Source organism: Paludisphaera soli, assembly GCF_011064595.1.
GTDB lineage: Bacteria > Planctomycetota > Planctomycetia > Isosphaerales > Isosphaeraceae > Paludisphaera > Paludisphaera soli.
This window is the reverse complement of sequence record NZ_JAALJI010000001.1, coordinates 370,628-387,755: the sequence shown is the minus strand read 5'-3', so window position 1 is coordinate 387,755 and position 17,128 is coordinate 370,628. Positions and strand designations below refer to the sequence as shown.

Sequence of the window (17,128 nt, the reverse complement as noted above, 5' to 3'; positions counted from 1 at the left end):
GGGCCCGGATGACCGAACCCCGAGGCCGAGCGAAGGGCCCGGAGCGGATCTCAGGGCGTCCCGGTCGGCCCGACGACCTCGATCAACGGGAATGATCCTTGCTGCTCCGAGTCGCGGGAGACGGCGGCCGCGGGGCGAACTTCCTCGGCCCCGGGCACGCCGCGCAGTACGAGTTCCGGGAACGCCTTGGCGAGGCTCGGCAGGGCGGCGTCGGCATACTGGCGGAGTTCGTCGGTCTCCACCCAGCCGTCCTGGTTCAGGTCGGCCGTGGGCCGCCGCTCGAAGATCGGCAGGTCGGGCGTCGGGCCCATCCCGCGCTCGCCGAGGCCCCGCAGCAGCGTGTACGTCAGCAGGCCGTGCTTGAGCCGCTCGGCCTCGCCGGCGCGCTCGCCCCGACGCGAGGCCAGGATGTACGACGTGCGCGACCTGTACGCGTCTTCCTCGGCCAGGACCCGTACGGCCCTCCGCTGCTTGGAGCGGACCACCGGGTCGTCGAACAGGGCCTCGGCCTGACAGGCGTCGACGATCACGAGTCGCTGGAGCGCCTGGGCCGCCGCCAGGTTCTGGTGGATCAGGCCGTAGGGGAGCAGCGTCCGGTCGAGGATCGGCGCGGCGGCACCGGCACTGGGGGGAGCAGCGGCCTTCGGGTCCGGGCCGCGAAGGGCCACCAGTTCCGGCCCCGCCGGCATCTCGGCCGAGGGGAGCAGCAGGCAGAAGAACCCCTGGCGAACGTCGGTATGCCCCGCGAGGAAGACGACGATCCGGTCCTCGGGCCTGCCCAGAACGCGTCGGCGGAGCGTCTCGAAGGCCGCGTCGAGCGACTGGCGGGTGACGTCCTCGTTCAGCAGCACGATCGGCTCGACCACCTCGGTCTCCGGGTCGGCCCGGCCGTTGCGGCGGAGGAATTCGGCGATCGACCTGGCGTCGACGTCCGCGTAACGAAGGGCCTGGCGGCCGTACTTGCTGATCCCCAGGGCCAGTACGTGGGTCTTGCCGAGCGTCGGGCCGTCGTACCGCAAGTCGAGCCGGTTGGAGCGGGCGTCCACGCCGCCGGGCTTGCCGGCCAGTGCGTAGAACGTGTTCTCGCCGCCGACGAGCGTGACCATCGTCCGCACCTCGCGGCCCTGCCGGCGCATCTCGCCCGGGATCGGCACGCCGTTGTGGTAAAGGCGCAGGTCCTCGACGTCCGGGTCGCTCAGTCGGATCGCCACCTCGACCCGACGCTGCTTCCCGCCGACGGCCGCGACCGGCTCAAGTTCGACGCGCGGCGGTGCGCCGGCCGGCAGGTCGACGGGCGGCGGCACCTCCTCGGCGCGGGCGAGCCGCTCGGCGAGGTCGAAGACGTGACGCTGGCGGCGGAGCTGGTCCAGCCGAGCGGTCACGCCGTCGGCCGCGGCGGGCGCATCCTTCGGGTCGAGCCTCCAGGTCACGCGCCGCTCGCCCGAGGGGGAGGCGTCGTAGAGCCCTTCGGGCGTGAACACCACCCAGTCGAGCGTCTCGGCGGTCGAGGCCAAAGTGCCGATCAGGGTGCGGTCGGCCAGCCGCCAGAGCCGGACCGTGGTGTCGTCGCTGGCGCTCGCCAGGACCTTGCCGCCGGGCCAGAAGGCCAGGGCGTTGACCATCTCGAAATGGCTCGGTCCCGAGCCGAGGGGGATCGGCGAGCCGGGCCGCGCGGGGTCGAAGAGCGCGATGCGCCGGTCGTCGCCGGCCGCCGCCACGAGCCGGCCATCCGGCGAGAACGAGGCGGCGCGGACCATTCCCTGGAGCGGGGCGAGGGCGTCCACCGGCTTCTCGGCGCCGGGACGCCAGAGCTGGAGCCGGCCGTCCTGGAGGCCGACGACGACCTCGCCGGCCACCTTGGGAGACGCCGCGAGGGCCGTCACCGGCGGCCGATCCGCCGCGACCGACGGGCCCAGCGTCCGCACCAGCCTCGGCTCGCGACCGGACAGGTCCCAGGCCTTCACGAGGCCGTCGTCCGAGCCGGTGAGCATCTCCGCGCCGGCGTTCGCGAAGGCGACGAGGCCGATCGCGTCGTCGTGGCCGCGGATCGGTGCCGAGACGAGCGACCCGTCCTCGGATTTCCAGACGCAGGCGAGCGGGCCGTCCCGGCTGCCGGCGGCGATGCGGCCGTCGGGGGAGACGGCCAGGCGGTGGAAGCCCCAGCTGGACGGCCCCGCACCGTCCTCGGTGAGCGGACGCTCGAAGACGATCGGCTTGCGTTCGAGCGACGCCCGGTCGTGCACCACGATCAGCCCGTCGCCGTCGATGAGCGCCAGGTCGCCGTTGGGCAGGAACTCTCCGGTGGGCCGGAAGCCGGACGCCCCGGCGATCCGTCGCGCGCCGCGGCCCTCGCCGAACTCCCAGAGCAAGGCCGCGCCGCCGTCGCCCACCTGGAGCATCGCGCGCTCGTCGGCCGAGACGGCGACGTGCCGCGCCCGCCCGCGACTGGGCGCGACGCCGGGCCGGGAGCGTCCGGTCGGGATCTCCCAGAGACGGACGCCCCCCGCGCCGTCGCCGGCGGCCAGGGCGTCGCCCCCCGGCGCGAACGCGAGCGACATCGCCGCGCCGGGGCCGCCGACGTCTATCGGGATCGGATTCGCCTCGGATCCGTCGGCGGACAGCTCCCAGACCCGAACGTCGCCCCGGAACGCGTCGCAGGTCGCCACGAGCCGGCCGTCGGCCGAGGTCGCCGCGCGGCCGATCGTCCGTTCCATCGTCAGCTCGGTCGGCTCGCGGCCGGGCGCCAGGATCGAGATCTTGCGTCCCGAGGCCGCCGCCAGCCAGAGCGGGGCGGGCTGGATCGAGGTGACGGCGGCTTCCAGTTTGGCCCGGGGCCGGACCTCGCCGCCGGGCAGGGTGATCTCGTTCAGGGTCCCGTCCTGGAGGCCGAGGTAGGCGGTGGAGCCGTCGTCGGAGAGCGCCAGGGCGGTCGGACGCGAGTCGCCCGTCGGCAACGCGGTGAGCAGCTTCCCGGACGGGTCGTAGGCGTGGATTCTTTCGGCCCCGCCGCGATCCGGCGCCACGACGGCGAACGCGACCGGCCCCGCGACTGCGGCGACGGCGGCGAGACGGGCTTTCGACTCGGCGACGGCGGCGGCCATGCGCATCCGCTTCCCGGCCACGGTCCAGAGGATGCAGCGTCCCTGATCGTCGAGCGTGACAAGGCGACGTGCCGAAGGCTCGGCTCCCGCGTCGTCGCCGGCCGTCGGCAGGAAAGCGACCTGCTCGACCGGGCCGCGATGGACGGGCGCGCCGATGAAGTCGATCGGCGCGTCGGCGACGAGGTCGTAGACGAAGACCTCCCCCTTGCCGCCGCCGGCCGCGATCAGCCGGCCGTCTCCGCTCCGCGCCAGGCTCCAGACGCCGTTGAGCGCCGGCGAAAGGACCCGAGCGAGGTTGGCGTCGGCGGCGTCCCAGAGCCGCACCGTCGAGTCCTGACTCGCGGTGAACAGACGGGCCCCGTCGCCGCTGAACGCCAGGGCCGTCACGCGGTCGGCGTGCCCGCGCTGGAGGATCGGCTCGGCCTTGGCTCGCGGGGGGCGTACGTCCGAAGGCCAGAGGCTGAGGTCGGCGCGGAAGCCGCCCGAGGCCCGGAACCGCTGAGAGGCCAGCTCGGGCTTGCGCCGGAGGCGTTCGAGGCAGGCGGCCAGGTTCGCCGGCTCGCGCCGGGTGCCGAGCGATTCCAGGAGCCCTTGCGCCAGGAAGCCGCCGCCGTCGCGCGGGGACTGTCCCGAGGGCCTGTCGCCGGCCGCCAGCCAGGCGGTCACGCCCGGCCACCGCACGATCCCCCGGAGCATCCGCTCCCCCCCCTCGAACCGGGCGGGGTCGCCGAGCACCCTTGGCGACTGAACGCGACCGGCGGGGGACGTGTCGAGCAGGCAGACGATGGAGTAGTCGCCCGTCGCCGCGAGATCCTCGATCGCGTCGCCCGGACGCCACCCGGTCGCCTCGACGTCGGCGCCTCGGGCGTCCATCGGCAGCAGGACATCCCGCGCCGAGCGGGTCGGATGGTCGCCCTCGGGGCTCGGCAGGCCGACGGCCTGGCCGGCGAAGAAGATCAGGATCGAGTCGCCGGGCTTCACCTTGCCGGCGAGCCATTCGCGCACGCCCCGGTCCAGCTCGGCCTTCGTGGCGGGCCTCCGCTCGGGCCGACGCGCCGGGTCGGCGAAGCCGAGGTCCTCGGCCTCGCGATCGCTCAGGAGCAGGACGTGGTCGGCGGGCCAGCCGGCGGCGTCGATCAGCCATCGGCCCAGGGCCGCGGCGTCGGCCGCCGCCCCCCGGCATCGCGGGAATTCCGTCGAGTCCTGGTAGCGCTCGATCCCCACGAGCATCGCCCAGAGCTGGGGCTTCGACGCCGGCGCGGGGCCGCCCGGCGGGGCCTGGGCCGAGGCCGTCGCCGCCAGGGCGAGCCAGGCGAGCAGGGGGGCGACGCCGCGTCCGGCCGTCCGCGTCGCGGGTCCTTCCCGAACCGACCTCATCGCGCGGCTCCCTTCTCGACGGACGCCGGCTTCAGGTCCTCGGCGACCGCCACCTCGAGCACCATGCGGAAGCCGACGTCCTCGATCTTGGCCCGGTTCGGCGCCCGATATTCCAGCCCGGCGGAGTCGGCCCGGTAGCTCACCCGGGCGGTCGTGGGGAGCGAGGCGTAGGAGCCCCCCCGGATGGCGTAGCGGGCGTCCTCCAGGTCGCTCGCCGGGCGTTCGACCGGGTCGACCAGCACCGGCCGGTTCGGATACGGCCTCCAGACGTCGCGGCACCATTCGCGGACGTTGCCCGTCATGTCGTACACCCCTTCGAGGGTCCGGTCTCGCGGGAACGACCCCACGGGGGCCGGCCGCTGCGGGAACAGGCCGATGTTGGCGTTCTCGTGGGGATCGGACGAGTCCGCCCAGACGTAGGGCCCGCGCCGGCCTCGCGACCGCGCCGCGAACTCCCACTGCGCCTCGGTCGGCAGCCAGGCCCCGAGCGAGCGGGCGAACTCGGAGCAGGTCGATCGGGGCAGGGCCGAGGCCGGGTACGCGGCGGCCCCGGGATCCTCGGGGAACCCGACGTCGAGCGCCGCGGCGTCGTACTCGTCGAGGTCGCCGCCCCGCGCCAGGCCGGTCCGCCGCCGGTAGTCCTCGAACTGCGCGATCGTCGTCTCCCTATCCTGGATGTAGTACGTGGACAGTGCGACTTTGTGATGCGGCCCGTTTTCTTCGTTGCGACGCCCCTCGTCTTCCTCCCCCATCAGGAACTGGCCCGCCTCGATCAGGCGGAACGCGATCGGGCTGGCTCCGTTCCGGACGACGACGGCGCGGGGAAGCCTCAGGGCTCCCTCGTCCCCCTCCGACGAGTCGGGCTCGGCCCCCTCCGGCAGGTAGATCCGCCCGTGCAACGCCAGCCGACGCCGGTCGTCGCCGAGTCCGGTCGTCACCGCCGACGGCCATCGCATGCCGTCGAGTTCGACGATCGCGGCGTCGGGTTCGGGCTCGTAGGGCCGCCCCGCATAGCGTTCGAGGAGGAACCGGGCGACCTCGGGCGAGACCCCGGTCGGGACCGGCGGCGGGGGCGGAGGCTGCGCGCCGTTCGACGCCCCCCCCTTGCCGCCGCCCGAGAGGCTCGTCGCCAGCATGACCAGCGGGATCAGGGCGGCGAGGACGAGCGGGATCGCCGCTAGGCGGGTGAGGCGGAAGCGGCCGGGGGTCGGGTGGACCTGCGTGAGGGGGAGGCTCCCGTGGGGGTGCGGGGTCAGGACCGGCAGGGGGGCGCGTCTCGGGGTCACGCCCGTGCCTCCCGGCTCGGTCGACTCGACCGAGAGGTCCAGCTCGCCGGCCGCGGCGCGGAGCGCGTTGTACAGCTCGGCGGCGGACGCGGGCCGCTCGCCCGGAGACTTCGCCAGGCATCGCAGGACCAGCTCCTCGACGGCCGGCGGGATGTCGGCGTCGGGGGCCGCCTCGCGAAGCGGGCGGGGGGGGACCTTGGCGTGCTGGTAGAGGACCTGGGTCCAGTTCCCCTTGAACGGCAGCTCGCCCGTCAGCATCTCGTAGAGGATCACGCCGAGGGAGTACAGGTCGCTGCGGTGGTCGATCGGGGTCCGCACCTGCTCGGCCACGTCGAACGAGTTCTGCTCGGGGCTCGAATAAGCGGGAGTCCCTAACACCCCCTGGGTGTTCATCGTCACCGAGGTCGCGGCGTCGCCAACCCCCTGGATGATCTTGGCGATGCCGAAGTCGAGGACCTTGACCCCCTGGGCTCCGGTCTCGGGGTCGGTCACGACCATGATGTTCTCGGGCTTCAGGTCGCGGTGGACGATCCCCCGATTGTGCGCCAGGCTGAGGACGTCGCAGATCCCCCGCATGATCCAGAGGATGAACGGGAGCCGGCCGGGCTCGCCGCGATGGATCATCCGCCGGAGGCTGTCGCCCTGGACGTACTCCATCTCGATGTAGGCCGTGTCGCCGACGATGCCCGTGTCGTGGACGGCCACGGCGCAGGGATGCTTGAGCTTGGCGAGGATCCGCGCCTCCAGCTCGAACCGGGCTCGCACGCGCGGGTCGCCGGCGATCCCCTCGCTGATGACCTTGAGCGCGCGGGGCTCGTCCAGGCCCAGGTGGTGGACCAGCCAGACGCTCCCCATGCCCCCTTCGCCCAGCATGCGGACGACCCGATACTTGTTCAGCAGGATCGCGTCCGGCCCGAAGACCGAGGGGATCCGCACCCCCTCCGGGTCCGCCCCGCCCCCGGCCTGCGGGGATTTGTGCGGGGCGGTGCGGGCGGCCGCCGGGTCCTGCGGCCCGGGGGAGGGGGGGGCCTCACCCGAGGCGGGCGGGGGCTGGGGCGTGTTGAAGAAGGCCACGGTCCGGTTCGCGGGCTCGTCCCGCACCGGCTCGTCCTCGTCCCGTCGGTTCATGGCTCGGTCCTTCCGGCGAAGTCTTCCGCGACGGCCCCGTCCTTCGGTTCCAGGACGTCGGGCGCGGCGAGGGCTCGCGGCTGCGGGCCTCGGCCGGAGGTCCCTCCGGTCACGGCCCGTTGAACTCTCTGGGCTGGAGCCGGTCGTTCTCGATCTCGGCCGACCAGGTGAACTTGATCGCGCCCGGCGGCGTCCGGGGCTGGGTCATCGTGAACGACTTGCCGGGCATGATGAGCTGCGAGGGGGCGAACGACGTCTTGATGCCGTTGATCATCCCGGAAATCTCGCGGCCCAGGATGGGCTCGCGCACCGGGTCGTTCGACTTGCGGACGAACTGGACGACGAAGCACTCCTGCGGGACCCCGTCGTGCTCGGCCACGCCGATCGACGGCCGGAACTCCATGTAGCGTTCGACGTCCACCTGGCGGAAGCGGACCGACAGCGGCTTCATCGGCTCCTTCTTCTCCAGGAGACGCCAGGCGACCCGCAGGTCGCGCGGCTTGTCGATCGCGGCCTGGGCGGACGTCACCACGCCGGGGAGCGATAGGGTCTTGCCGGCCGGGAGGACGAGCGACTTCTCCTCCTCGTCGACCGGGATCTCGGGCTCAGCGCCGCCCGGGTCGGCGAGCGTCCGCCTGTAGAACAATGTGAGGTCGCGGAACGTGACGTTCGTGAAATTCAGCCGGTAGGACGCCGATTTGCCGCGGTGCATGGCGCCCTCGCCGGGGTGGAACTTGAATTGGTCCTCGATGAGCGCGGCGGTCTTGTCGCCGAACCGCGACCGGAGTTCGTCGAGGTCGTGGGAGATCTGGAGCTTGACCAGCTCGGCGTAGGCCCTGGGGACGACGGTGAGCGGGACGGCGGCCCTCTGGTCGACGCGGCCCCGATAGAAGGCCATCGCCCGCAGTTCGTACGTGTCGGCGTTGATCGCCGGGTCCACCTGCCGCACGACCAGGTCCCCCAGCGACGAGTCGGCCCCCGGCCCGACCTCCCGCAGCGCCCCCGGGGGCGAGGCCGCCGGCGTCCGGCGGGCGTCCTGGACGCGGAGGCCCTCGGGGGGCGAGGCCAGGCCGACGAACGCGCGGCCGGCCGGGACCCGCCCCTCGCGGCCCTCGTCGGGGGGGGCGACGCCGAGCCTCAGCTCGGCCAGGCCGTCGTCGCCGATCTTGAGCGGGGAGCCGGCGGCGGGATCGGTCCGCAGGGCCAGCGAGCCGCCGCCCACGAACGGGTCGCGAGGCTCCTGGACGCCGAGGCCCCGCGCCAGCGCGACGGCCTCCTGGACCGCCGAGGGGGCGCTGGCGACGAAGTCCTGCTGAAGCCGCTCGGCGTGGAAGACGAGCGTGCGGAGCCTCGCCAGCCGGTCCCAGGCGTCGACGAGGCCGTCCGCGGCGCGGGCGTCGCTGCGAAGCTCGCCGCGGCCCATGAGCCGGATCGCCCGGTCGTCGGCCTGGAGCGAAGCGTGGAGATCCTCCGGCTTCTTCGGCTCGCCGCCGAGCCGTCGGGAGCGATCCACGCGGGCGCGTTCGCGGAGCCTCGCCGCGTGCTCGGCGTACTTCCAAAACGCCGGGACGGCGGCGTCGACCGAGTCGGGCGAGCCGGGCGCCCCCTTGGCGGCCTCCCAGGCCTGGGTCACGAGCGCCGCCCCCGCGTCGGCGGGCGACGCCCCCCCGGCGATCTCGCGGAGCCGCTCGTCGAGCGCCGCGAGGCCCCCGGCGACGCTCCAGAAGCCCGGGTCGGCCGGCCGGACCTCGTCGGCGTCGATCGTGCTGCGTTCCGGCTCGACCCGGACCCTCTCGGCGCGGCGGACGAGGGCTTGCAGCAGCGACCGTCGGGACTCGGCCGGGAGCCAGGGCGTCCCCAGCGCGGCGTCGATCGCCGTCCAGTCGCGGCCCTCGGAACGGGCGGAGTCGTGCAGCCCCTTCTCCAGAGCGGCCAGCGACGTGCGTGCCTTGCGCGAGGCCTCCGACAGGACTTCCAACCGGCCCTGCACCGCCTGCGCGAAGTCGCCGCCCGTGGGAATCGGCCGATCGAGGGCCTGGGCGAGGGCCTCGGCGTCGTCGAGCGCCTGCGAGACGTCGGCGGGGAGCGGGCTGTCCTCCAATGAGCGGTCTTCCGGCCTGCGCGCCCTGGCTCGCACGGCCCACTCCGCGAGGTCCGGCAGCTCGGCCGCGACCCGCTCCCAGGTCGCCCGCCCTTCCTTGTAGGCCTGGATGGCGCGGGAGGCCGGCTCGTAGTGGGAACGGCCGAGGATCGGGATGGATTCCAGCAGTTCCTTGCCGGCCTCGTCCGTCGCCTGGTCGGGCGCGAAGACCCGGTCCTGGAGTCGTCGCCGCTCGTCGTCCCCCTTCGCGATCGCCGGCCGGATCCAGTCCAGCCCTCGACGGTCGGCCGCCAGGGCCTCCTCGGCGCGGGCGCGGACTTCCACCAGGCGATGCAGGATGGCCGAGCGACGCTCGTCCCGGAAGTGGTCCGGCACCTCGAAATCGCGCGCGAATCGCAGGGACCACGCCGGCAGTTGCAGCTCCAGATAGCGTTCCGGGAAGCCGTGCGGCACGGCGTCGGCCAGGGCGCGCGGGGGATCGGGGCGGGCCGGCGAGGGGGGCTTCGGCCCCGCGTCGGGCTTCGCGCCGGCGTCGGCTTTCGGGGCCTCAGCGGGGGGCGGCGGGGCGTAGAGGGCCCGATCGGCCGGCGCGGTGTCGGTCAGGAAGAGCAGGGCGTCGGTGACGGCGCGACGCCCCTCCTCGTCCCCCCCGGCGGGGCGGAACGGGAAGCTCCGGGCTCGTTCCTCGGCCTCTTTGAGCGCGGACTCGACCTCCTCGCGGCCCCGGCTCGCCGTGCGAACGTCCTCGCGGACGACCTCGATCGAGGCGGGGTCGGACCACGCGGCGCGGAGCCGACGCTCGGCGCGGACCAGGCTCGCCTGGTACGACCGGAACCCGGCCGGTTGCGAACGATACGGTGGCGGAGAACGGTCGAGCAGGGCGTCGTGACGCTTCCATTCCTCCAGCAAGTCGTTCAGCAAGGCGACCCGGGGCTCGACGGGCGGGGGCTCGGGCTTCGCGGCGGGCTCGCCCTTGGCAGCCTCCTTCGGAGCCTCGGCCGGCGGCCTGGGCGGCGGGGCCGGCTCCTCGACCTTCTCGGGGGCGGCGGGGCGGGGGACGAAGGCCAGCGCGATGGGCCGTCGCGCCTCGCCGATCCTCGCGATCAAGGGGGTCTGGACGGCCCGGCGATGGTCGCGGGCCCATCGCGAGACGTGCTGGTGGACATAGCGATGCAGCCCCTCGACGGTGACGCGGCCGAGGATCTCGGTCGCGTCCCATCCCCTCGCCTCGCCCGCCAGCCCCTCGCGGAGGAAGTGCGCGAAGGCCGACCGTCCCAGGGCCTCCGACCCCCAGCTCTTCTGCCCCGGGGCCGCGGAGGTCAGGACGTAGACGGCGTGCTCGCCCGGCTCGATCGATTCCACGACGTCGACCAGGCCGCGATACGGGGCGTTCGCATACACGCCGAGGTCGCGGTCGCTGTCCACCTGCGCCAGGTCGAGGGCCAGGACGACGTCGCACTTCGCCGCTTTCACGATCTCTTCCAGGAACGCGCGGAGGGTCGTCGAGCCGAGTTCGGGCTCGGGGCCGGCGTCGAGCGTGGGGGCCGAGACGTACAGGAGGACCGGGCCGCCGGGGCGCGAGCAGGCGGCCCGCGCGGCGTCGAGCAGGCCGTCGGCGGCCGAGGCCGCCTGGTGGCCCTCGTCGGCCGAGTCGAGCAGGGTCCGCACGTCGGCAGCCGGGAAGGGCGCCTCGGCCGCGGCCAGGTCCTCATGGCCGAGGTGGTGGGCCTCCACCCGCAGGCCCTGCGCCCGCTGGTGGATGAACCAGAGCGCCAGCCAGGCCAGCAGGACGACGGCCGAGACGAGCGCCGACGCCTCCAGGATCGCCAGGGATTGACGAGGCTTCGAGAGCTTCCTGCCGCGCGAGGTCGCGGTCGCCATCACGGTCAGACCCCGGGCCCTTGGGTGTTCGAAATGGATCTGAAATCGCCTTCGACGCGACTCGTTCCGTCACCTTACCGACGCGCGGCGGGCGGACTCAACGAAAAACCGGACCGGCACCGTCGACATCGACGTCCCGGCCGGGCGTCTCGACCGACTCCGGCGCGCGAAAGACGCCCCGGGCGGACCCGGGGCGTCTTGCAAGGAGCGGCGATGTCGTCGACAGGCGTGGTCAGCGGGTTTCCGTCAGCGAAGCCCAGGCCTTGGGGGGCGGGATGCTGATCGAGGTCCGCTGCACGGCCCGATCCTCGGTGCCCGAGGGGGCGGGGGTCAGGTTCAGCGACGTGCTCTCGGGCGGGGCCGGGGAGGGGATCGGCGGCACAACCACTTCCGGGACGATCGCCGGCGGGGTGGCTTCATCCAGCTTCATTTCGTCGACGGGCAGGTCGGGGTCGACCTTGATGCGGGTGTCCGGGTCCGTGGGCTGGTCGGGCTTCATCCGGGTTTCCGGCGGCGGGACGACGACCGGCTCGGGCTTGTCGGGGATGATCTTGACGTACTGCGGGCACGTCATGTTGTTGGCGATCTCGTCGAGCGTGCGGAAGGTCATCACGCCGTTGAAGAAGACCATGCCGTAGAGCGGGCCGGGCATCGACGAGCCGCGCTGGAGCGGCGGGCAGCCGGGGGGCTGGTTGGGGGCGGGAGGATCGACGCCGATCGAGTCGCCGCCGCCGATCGGGCTCATGCCGATGTAACGCCAGCCCTTGAGGATCTTCCGACTCCCCCTCACGTCGAAGACCGACTCGTAATAGCCGATCGGGACGTTCGTCGCGGCGACCACATACTCCGGCAGCTTCATCGGGTCGGCCCCGGGCGGGGGCGGGGCGGGGGCGGCCTCGGCCGGCTCCGGCGGCGGGGCGGGGCCCCCCACCGCGACCAGGTTCCAGCCGTCCTTGAGCTGGATCTGGGGCGGCTTCTTGCCCTTGGGGGTGATCGAGTACTCCTCGGAGAAGTCCGGCAGGTACTCCAGCTTGATCTTCACCATCCGGCCCGTGGCGTCGGCCGGGGTGACCAGCAGGTACGGCTTGGGACGCCAGTAGCGGATGCCGCCGTCGTCCGCCCCGGGATCCTTGACCACCGAGACGCCGGCGCACCCGGCGGACAAGCCGACGACGAGGCAGGCGAGAATGTTCCGAGGGGTCATCATGACCGGCTCCTTTATTTGCATCCGTGCTACCGACGCACCATGTCCTGGGCGCCGACCCGTGCTTGGCATGAGCCTCCGGCCGATTCCTTCGTCCGGAGGCCGCGGCGGACCCTGCCGCGGGGCCTCGTATTGGGACGACGGTGCCGGAAGGCCCGGACGCCGCGTCGACGCCGGTATTATCGGCCCGGCAAGAGATGCGGATTCTCGGAATCCTCGGAATTCTTCCGGATTTTCCGCGGCACGTTCAAATTCGCAGGATCAGGAGTTTTCGATCTCGATGGCCATCGCGAGGTCGAGCTGGCAGAGCCGATCGTAGACCGTGGCGGCCCGGGCCTCGTCGCGACCCCGGAGGCAGCGATAGAGCGAGGAGAAGACCCGGGCGCAGAGGCCCGAGTCCTCCCACTGCTCCAGCTTCTGCTCGTCGATCCGCCGCGCCAGGTTCTCGAGCAGCGGCAGGGCGAGGGCGTCCCGCCCGAGCGCGATGCACAGCTCCGCCTGCTGGAGCGAGCGCAGGAATCGCTCGCGACCGCTGGAGGCCTGGCTGGCCGCCTTCGCCATGACCGAGAGGGCCTCGGCCGCCCGCCCCTCGCGGAACAGCTCCTGGGCGCGGTCCCAGGCGTCGACAGGACGGCTCGGCCGTTCCTCGCCGGGGGCCTCGTCCTCGCTGGGGGGGGGCTCGGCGGTTCGGTGGAAGCCGGCGAAGTCCACGGGCTTCTCGGCGGGTCCGCCGAGGATCTCGCGCTCATGCAGCCAATCCAGCGTGGCTCGGGAGGCGCAGGGAGTGCCGTCTCGCAGGTGGGCCTCGGTCCAGTCGCGGTGCTCGTCCAGTCCAGCTCTCAGGAAGGCTCGGCCGGCCCGGGCGGCGTCTTCGTATCCCAGGCCCTCGAGCGCCCGGTCCGCGTACCAGTGGAGGTCGAGCCAGCCCCGGCCTTCGGGGCGGCCCATCGCCTGTTCGGACTCGGCGAGCAGGATCGTCCAGTTTTCCTCGTCCTCGGCCCGAGACGACAGGAAGAGTTTCTCGCGCACCTCGCTCGACGGGGCGGGCAGGTTCGCCGGGTCGAGCCCCTCGGGCCGGAAGACGGCGCCGAGCGCCAGACCGCGGAGCACCAGGTAGGGGGTGGGGTCGGAGGGGTCCTGGGATCGCAGAAAATGGGCGGCCTCGGCGATCTGATCGTGGGCCTCCTCGACGGTCGCCGGCTCGCCGGACGTCCGCCTCCGCGCCGGCTTGCGGGCGGGCCGGACAGTCTCGACGGCCGGAGTGGACCAGCCGTCGATCGACCCGGTCGAATCGTCGGCCTCGGACGAGGCGCCCCAGCCGTCGTCCCCGTCCGACTCCTCGTGCTCGGGTGCCGGCTCGGCGTCGGCCGCGGGGCTCTCGTCGGGCTTCCTGGCGAGCACCTGACGGGCGAACTTGCGGAGCGCCAGCAGGGCCTCCTCGACTTTGCTGAGGCGGGGCCGATTCTTGCCCGTCCATCGGTCGGCGATCCCCTGGTTGATCGCCTCGACGACGGCGAGGCTCTCCTCGCAAGTTTCCAGGAGCTGCACGTAGAAGTCGCGCGAGGTCGCCTGCACGGCCTCGTCGAACCGATCGCCGGTCAGGCGGCCTTCCAACGCCGCCTCACGCAGGTCGTCGCTCTCATACTTCGCGTTGGCCAGGATCTCGGTCTTGCGCGACTCCTCGTAGCGGAGGAACGTATACGTGTAATCCGGGGCGCCCGGGACGTACGTCACGATCGCGCCCCGCACCAGGAACGGGAACAGGCGGTCGTGGTCGATGAAGTCATACACCGCCTCGCGAAGCTCCAGGTCGCCGCGCTCGGGGTGGGCGGCGTCCCAGTAGGCGTCCTGGATGGCCAGCACGAGCTTCAGCCCGTCGCGCACGCCGACCAGGCCGTGCTGGTGGGCGAGGGCCTCGGCGACCCAGGCGGCGATCTGGAGGTCCTTCGACTTCTCGGCCAGGAGCTTCGAGCCGAGCTTGCGGATGGCCGGCCAGTCCGACGTCTTCTTGTCGCGCGACCAGACGTCGTCGCCGCCGGCGTCCTCGTCGGCGCGTCGGGCCTCCTCCAGCTCCGCGTACTCGTCCTCCCAGCGGAGGTATTCGCCGACGGGGTCGGCCTCCGAGATCGGGGCGACCAGCTCGTCGATGTCCAGCACGGCGGGAAGGCTCATGGTCGATCCCCGGTGACGATTCCGGCTGCGCCGTCGCGCCCGGGCGACGTCCACCGAAGTGTATCGCGGCCCGGGTCGGACGCAAACGGCCGAGGCTTCAGAAGCCGCCCGCCTGCGGGTCGGCGTAGACGGGGCTCGCCAACGACTGGCCCGAGGGGGCCGGGGCGTAGTAGGGCTCGGGAGCCACGCAGTTCCCCTGGGGCATCGGGCAGAAGCCTTGCGGAAAGGCGCAGTTGCCCTGCGGGAACGGGCAGTAGCCCTGGGGGTAATAGCAGGCGCACGAGGCCGGCCCCTGGGCCGAAGCCTGCGGCGAGGCGACCACCGGCGCGGGGACGATCGGGGTCGGCGGCGGCAGCGGCGTGACAGTGATCGGCTGGGGCGTGAAGGGGCGCCCCTGATAGAGGACGGCCGACGCCTGGGGCGCGCCATAGACGGCCTGGGGCGAGGACTTCGCGGGCGAGACGCCCTGCGCCCGGGCCGACGTGGCGGCCGTCAGGGCCGCGACGGCCAGGCAGGCGAGGCGGAGGGTCCGACGAGGGTGAGACATGGACGACTCCGGGGATGCTCAGTGGGGTGGACTCTGGTCGGGGTTCGACGCGGTGAGACACGCGTCGCTTCCAGTATATCCCATCGTTTCCCGGACGTGGGACGGTCCCCGACGTCAGCCCTCGTCGCTCGCCAGCAAGGACGCCCAGGCCCCGGGGCTCACGCGCGAGTAGTACCGGCCCTCCGAGCGGACGACTTCGAGCGGGCACTGATAGACCTCGGAGAGCAGGTCCGACCGCAGGACCTCCCCCGGCTCCCCCTGGGCGGCGACCCGGCCGTCCTGCAGCACCAGCACCCGCGAGACGGCGGGGGGAAGCTCCTCCAGGTGGTGGGTGATCAGGACGACCGTCGGCGGGTCGTCCTGGTCGTGGAGCGACTGGATGGTGGCGAGGACCTGCTCGCGCGCCAGCAGGTCCAGGCCCGAGGTCGGCTCGTCCAGCAGCAGCAGCCGGGGCTTGCGGACCATCGCGCGGGCCATCAGGCAACGGATGCGTTCGCCGCTGCTCAGGTTCTGATACGGCGTCTGCATCACCGAGCGGAGGCCGACGGTCGCCAGCAGCCGCTCGGCCTCGCGGCGGATCTCGGGCGTCGCCTCGCGATAGAGGCCGACCGTCCCGAAGGCGCCGGTGGCCGCGATGTCGAGCGCCGACATCTCGGGGTCGGGCTCGGCCAGCCCGGTCGGCTGGACCAGCCGCAGGTCCTCGCGAAGCTCGTGCAGGTCCACCTCGCCGAAGGCCTCGCCCAGCACCGAGACGGTCCCCTCGGTCGGCCAGAGGTAGCCCGAGACCACCCGCGTCAGCGTGCTCTTGCCGCAGCCGTTCGGCCCGAGCACCGCGACGCAGGCCCCGGCGGGGACGGTCCAATCCACGTCCTTCAGGATCCAGCGACCGGCCCTATAGACCCCAACCCCTCGGGCCTGGATCGCCGAGGTCTCGGGAGATGCTTCTAGGGAATGCGAAGTCAAACCGGCGTGATCCATGGGAAGGCGCTCGCGGCGGTGGGGCGGGAAAACGAACCCGCGCGCCGGAGGGCCGGCGCGCGGGCTTCAAGGATACCGGATCGAGCCTTCGACGTGCGTCGAGGTTCGCGGATCGGTCGGTCAGAACGTGGGGATGTCGATCCGGTCGCCGCGGCTCATGGCCGACTCGTGGGCGCAGAGGCCGACCATCGTCCAGTTCGCCGAGGTCTCGGCGTCGGGGAGGGCGGGGCGGTCCCCCTTCACGGCGCTGAGGAAGGCGTGGACGAGGTGCGGGTGCGAACCGCCGTGGCCGCCCCCCTGGAGGAACGACAGGTGGTCGGCGTCCTGGATCGCGGCGGGCTGGGTGAAGCGACGGATGCCCTCGGGGAGCAGGTGGGCGTAGTCGGGCACCTTCACGCGCTTCGGGATGTCGGGCTCGGCGATCGGGTTCTCGGCGGTGCTCTTGGTGTGGATCACCGGGTCCTCGCCCTCGACCTGCTGCCACTCGAACGACTTGCGGCTGCCGGTGGCGTCGAAGCTCTCGCGGTACTGGCGGGCCGTGTCGAAGAGGCTGCGGGTCACCTCGGCGACGACGTCGCTGTCCTTGATCGTGAACGTGGCGCTCTCGACCGCGAAGGGGCTGTTGTACTTGGCGACCAGGTCCTCGCGGATCCGGCCCGAGCCGTGGCAGACGACGCTCTCGGCGTGCTTGCCCAGGAGGGCCAGGCACGGCGAGACGCAGTGGGTGGCGTACCACATCGGCGGCAGGCCGGGCCAGTACTCGGGCCACCCGTCCATGTCCTGCTGGTGGCTGCCGCGGAGGAACTGGAGACGGCCGAGTTCGCCCTTCTGGTACAGCTCCTGGACGAACAGGTACTCGCGGCTGTAGACCACGGTCTCCATCATCATGTAGACCTTGCCGCTGGACCGCTGGGCGTCGACGACCTTCTTGCAGTCCTCGATGCTCGTCGCCATCGGCACGGTGCAGGCGACGTGCTTGCCGGCCTCCAGGGCCTCGATCGACATCCAGGCGTGGTCGGGGATCGGCGAGTTGATGTGGACCGCGTCGATCTCCGGGTCCTTCAGCAGGTCGCGGTAGTCGGTGTAGCGGCCCTTGATGCCGTACTTCTCGCCGACCTCTTCCAGCCCCTTCGGGTCGCGACGGCAGACTGCGGCCATCTCCGCGCCGGGGTAGTTCTGATAGATCGGGATGAACTCGGCCCCGAAGCCGAGGCCGATGATCGCCACGCGGATGGGCTTTTCGCTCGCCATCGTCGAAGATCCCCTGGTTGTCGTCGCCGATCGACCCTGTCGAGAGTGGACTCCGTCTGGAGTAAGGTGCAGGATAGTGGGGCCCGAAGTCGAAGGCAAGCG

8 protein-coding genes are annotated in these 17,128 nt (G+C 72.7%); all 8 read right to left on the bottom strand.

Going from position 1 to position 17,128, the window contains the following annotated elements:
• Window positions 1-50: 50 nt before the first annotated feature.
• Window positions 51-4,478, bottom strand: a complete 4,428-nt coding sequence (locus tag G6O68_RS01380) for a WD40 repeat domain-containing protein (protein WP_165244001.1) — start codon at window positions 4,476-4,478, stop codon at window positions 51-53.
• Window positions 4,475-6,892, bottom strand: coding sequence for a bifunctional serine/threonine-protein kinase/formylglycine-generating enzyme family protein (locus G6O68_RS01375; protein WP_165243999.1), 2,418 nt, complete (start codon window positions 6,890-6,892; stop codon window positions 4,475-4,477). Before G6O68_RS01375 ends, G6O68_RS01380 begins: the two co-directional genes overlap by 4 nt.
• Before the next feature lie 109 nt (window positions 6,893-7,001).
• On the bottom strand, window positions 7,002-10,874 hold the full coding sequence (locus G6O68_RS01370) for a hypothetical protein (RefSeq protein ID WP_165243997.1): 3,873 nt from the start codon (window positions 10,872-10,874) through the stop codon (window positions 7,002-7,004).
• A 232-nt stretch (window positions 10,875-11,106) separates the two neighbouring features.
• A complete protein-coding gene (locus G6O68_RS01365) occupies window positions 11,107-12,081 on the bottom strand; it encodes a hypothetical protein (RefSeq protein WP_165243995.1) in 975 nt (324 codons plus the stop codon).
• Window positions 12,082-12,339: 258 nt separating this feature from the next.
• A complete protein-coding gene (tssA, locus tag G6O68_RS01360; RefSeq protein ID WP_165243993.1) occupies window positions 12,340-14,250 on the bottom strand; it encodes a type VI secretion system protein TssA in 1,911 nt (636 codons plus the stop codon).
• 97 nt (window positions 14,251-14,347) lie between these two features.
• Complete coding sequence (locus G6O68_RS01355) at window positions 14,348-14,797, bottom strand: hypothetical protein (protein WP_165243991.1); 450 nt, start codon at window positions 14,795-14,797, stop codon at window positions 14,348-14,350.
• A 114-nt stretch (window positions 14,798-14,911) separates the two neighbouring features.
• Window positions 14,912-15,664: an ABC transporter ATP-binding protein gene (locus G6O68_RS01350; RefSeq protein ID WP_240910933.1), complete on the bottom strand. Its 753-nt coding sequence runs from the start codon at window positions 15,662-15,664 to the stop codon at window positions 14,912-14,914.
• 231 nt (window positions 15,665-15,895) lie between these two features.
• A complete protein-coding gene (locus tag G6O68_RS01345; protein ID WP_165243987.1) occupies window positions 15,896-17,026 on the bottom strand; it encodes a Gfo/Idh/MocA family protein in 1,131 nt (376 codons plus the stop codon).
• Window positions 17,027-17,128: the final 102 nt, after the last annotated feature.

Coding starts and splice junctions, on each gene's coding strand:
- G6O68_RS01380 (WP_165244001.1), bottom strand. CDS start 4,478: ATGAGGTCGGTTCGGGAAGGACCCGCGACGCGGACGGCCGGACGCGGC.
- G6O68_RS01365 (WP_165243995.1), bottom strand. CDS start 12,081: ATGATGACCCCTCGGAACATTCTCGCCTGCCTCGTCGTCGGCTTGTCC.
- G6O68_RS01375 (WP_165243999.1), bottom strand. CDS start 6,892: ATGAACCGACGGGACGAGGACGAGCCGGTGCGGGACGAGCCCGCGAAC.
- tssA (WP_165243993.1), bottom strand. CDS start 14,250: ATGAGCCTTCCCGCCGTGCTGGACATCGACGAGCTGGTCGCCCCGATC.
- G6O68_RS01355 (WP_165243991.1), bottom strand. CDS start 14,797: ATGTCTCACCCTCGTCGGACCCTCCGCCTCGCCTGCCTGGCCGTCGCG.
- G6O68_RS01345 (WP_165243987.1), bottom strand. CDS start 17,026: ATGGCGAGCGAAAAGCCCATCCGCGTGGCGATCATCGGCCTCGGCTTC.
- G6O68_RS01370 (WP_165243997.1), bottom strand. CDS start 10,874: ATGGCGACCGCGACCTCGCGCGGCAGGAAGCTCTCGAAGCCTCGTCAA.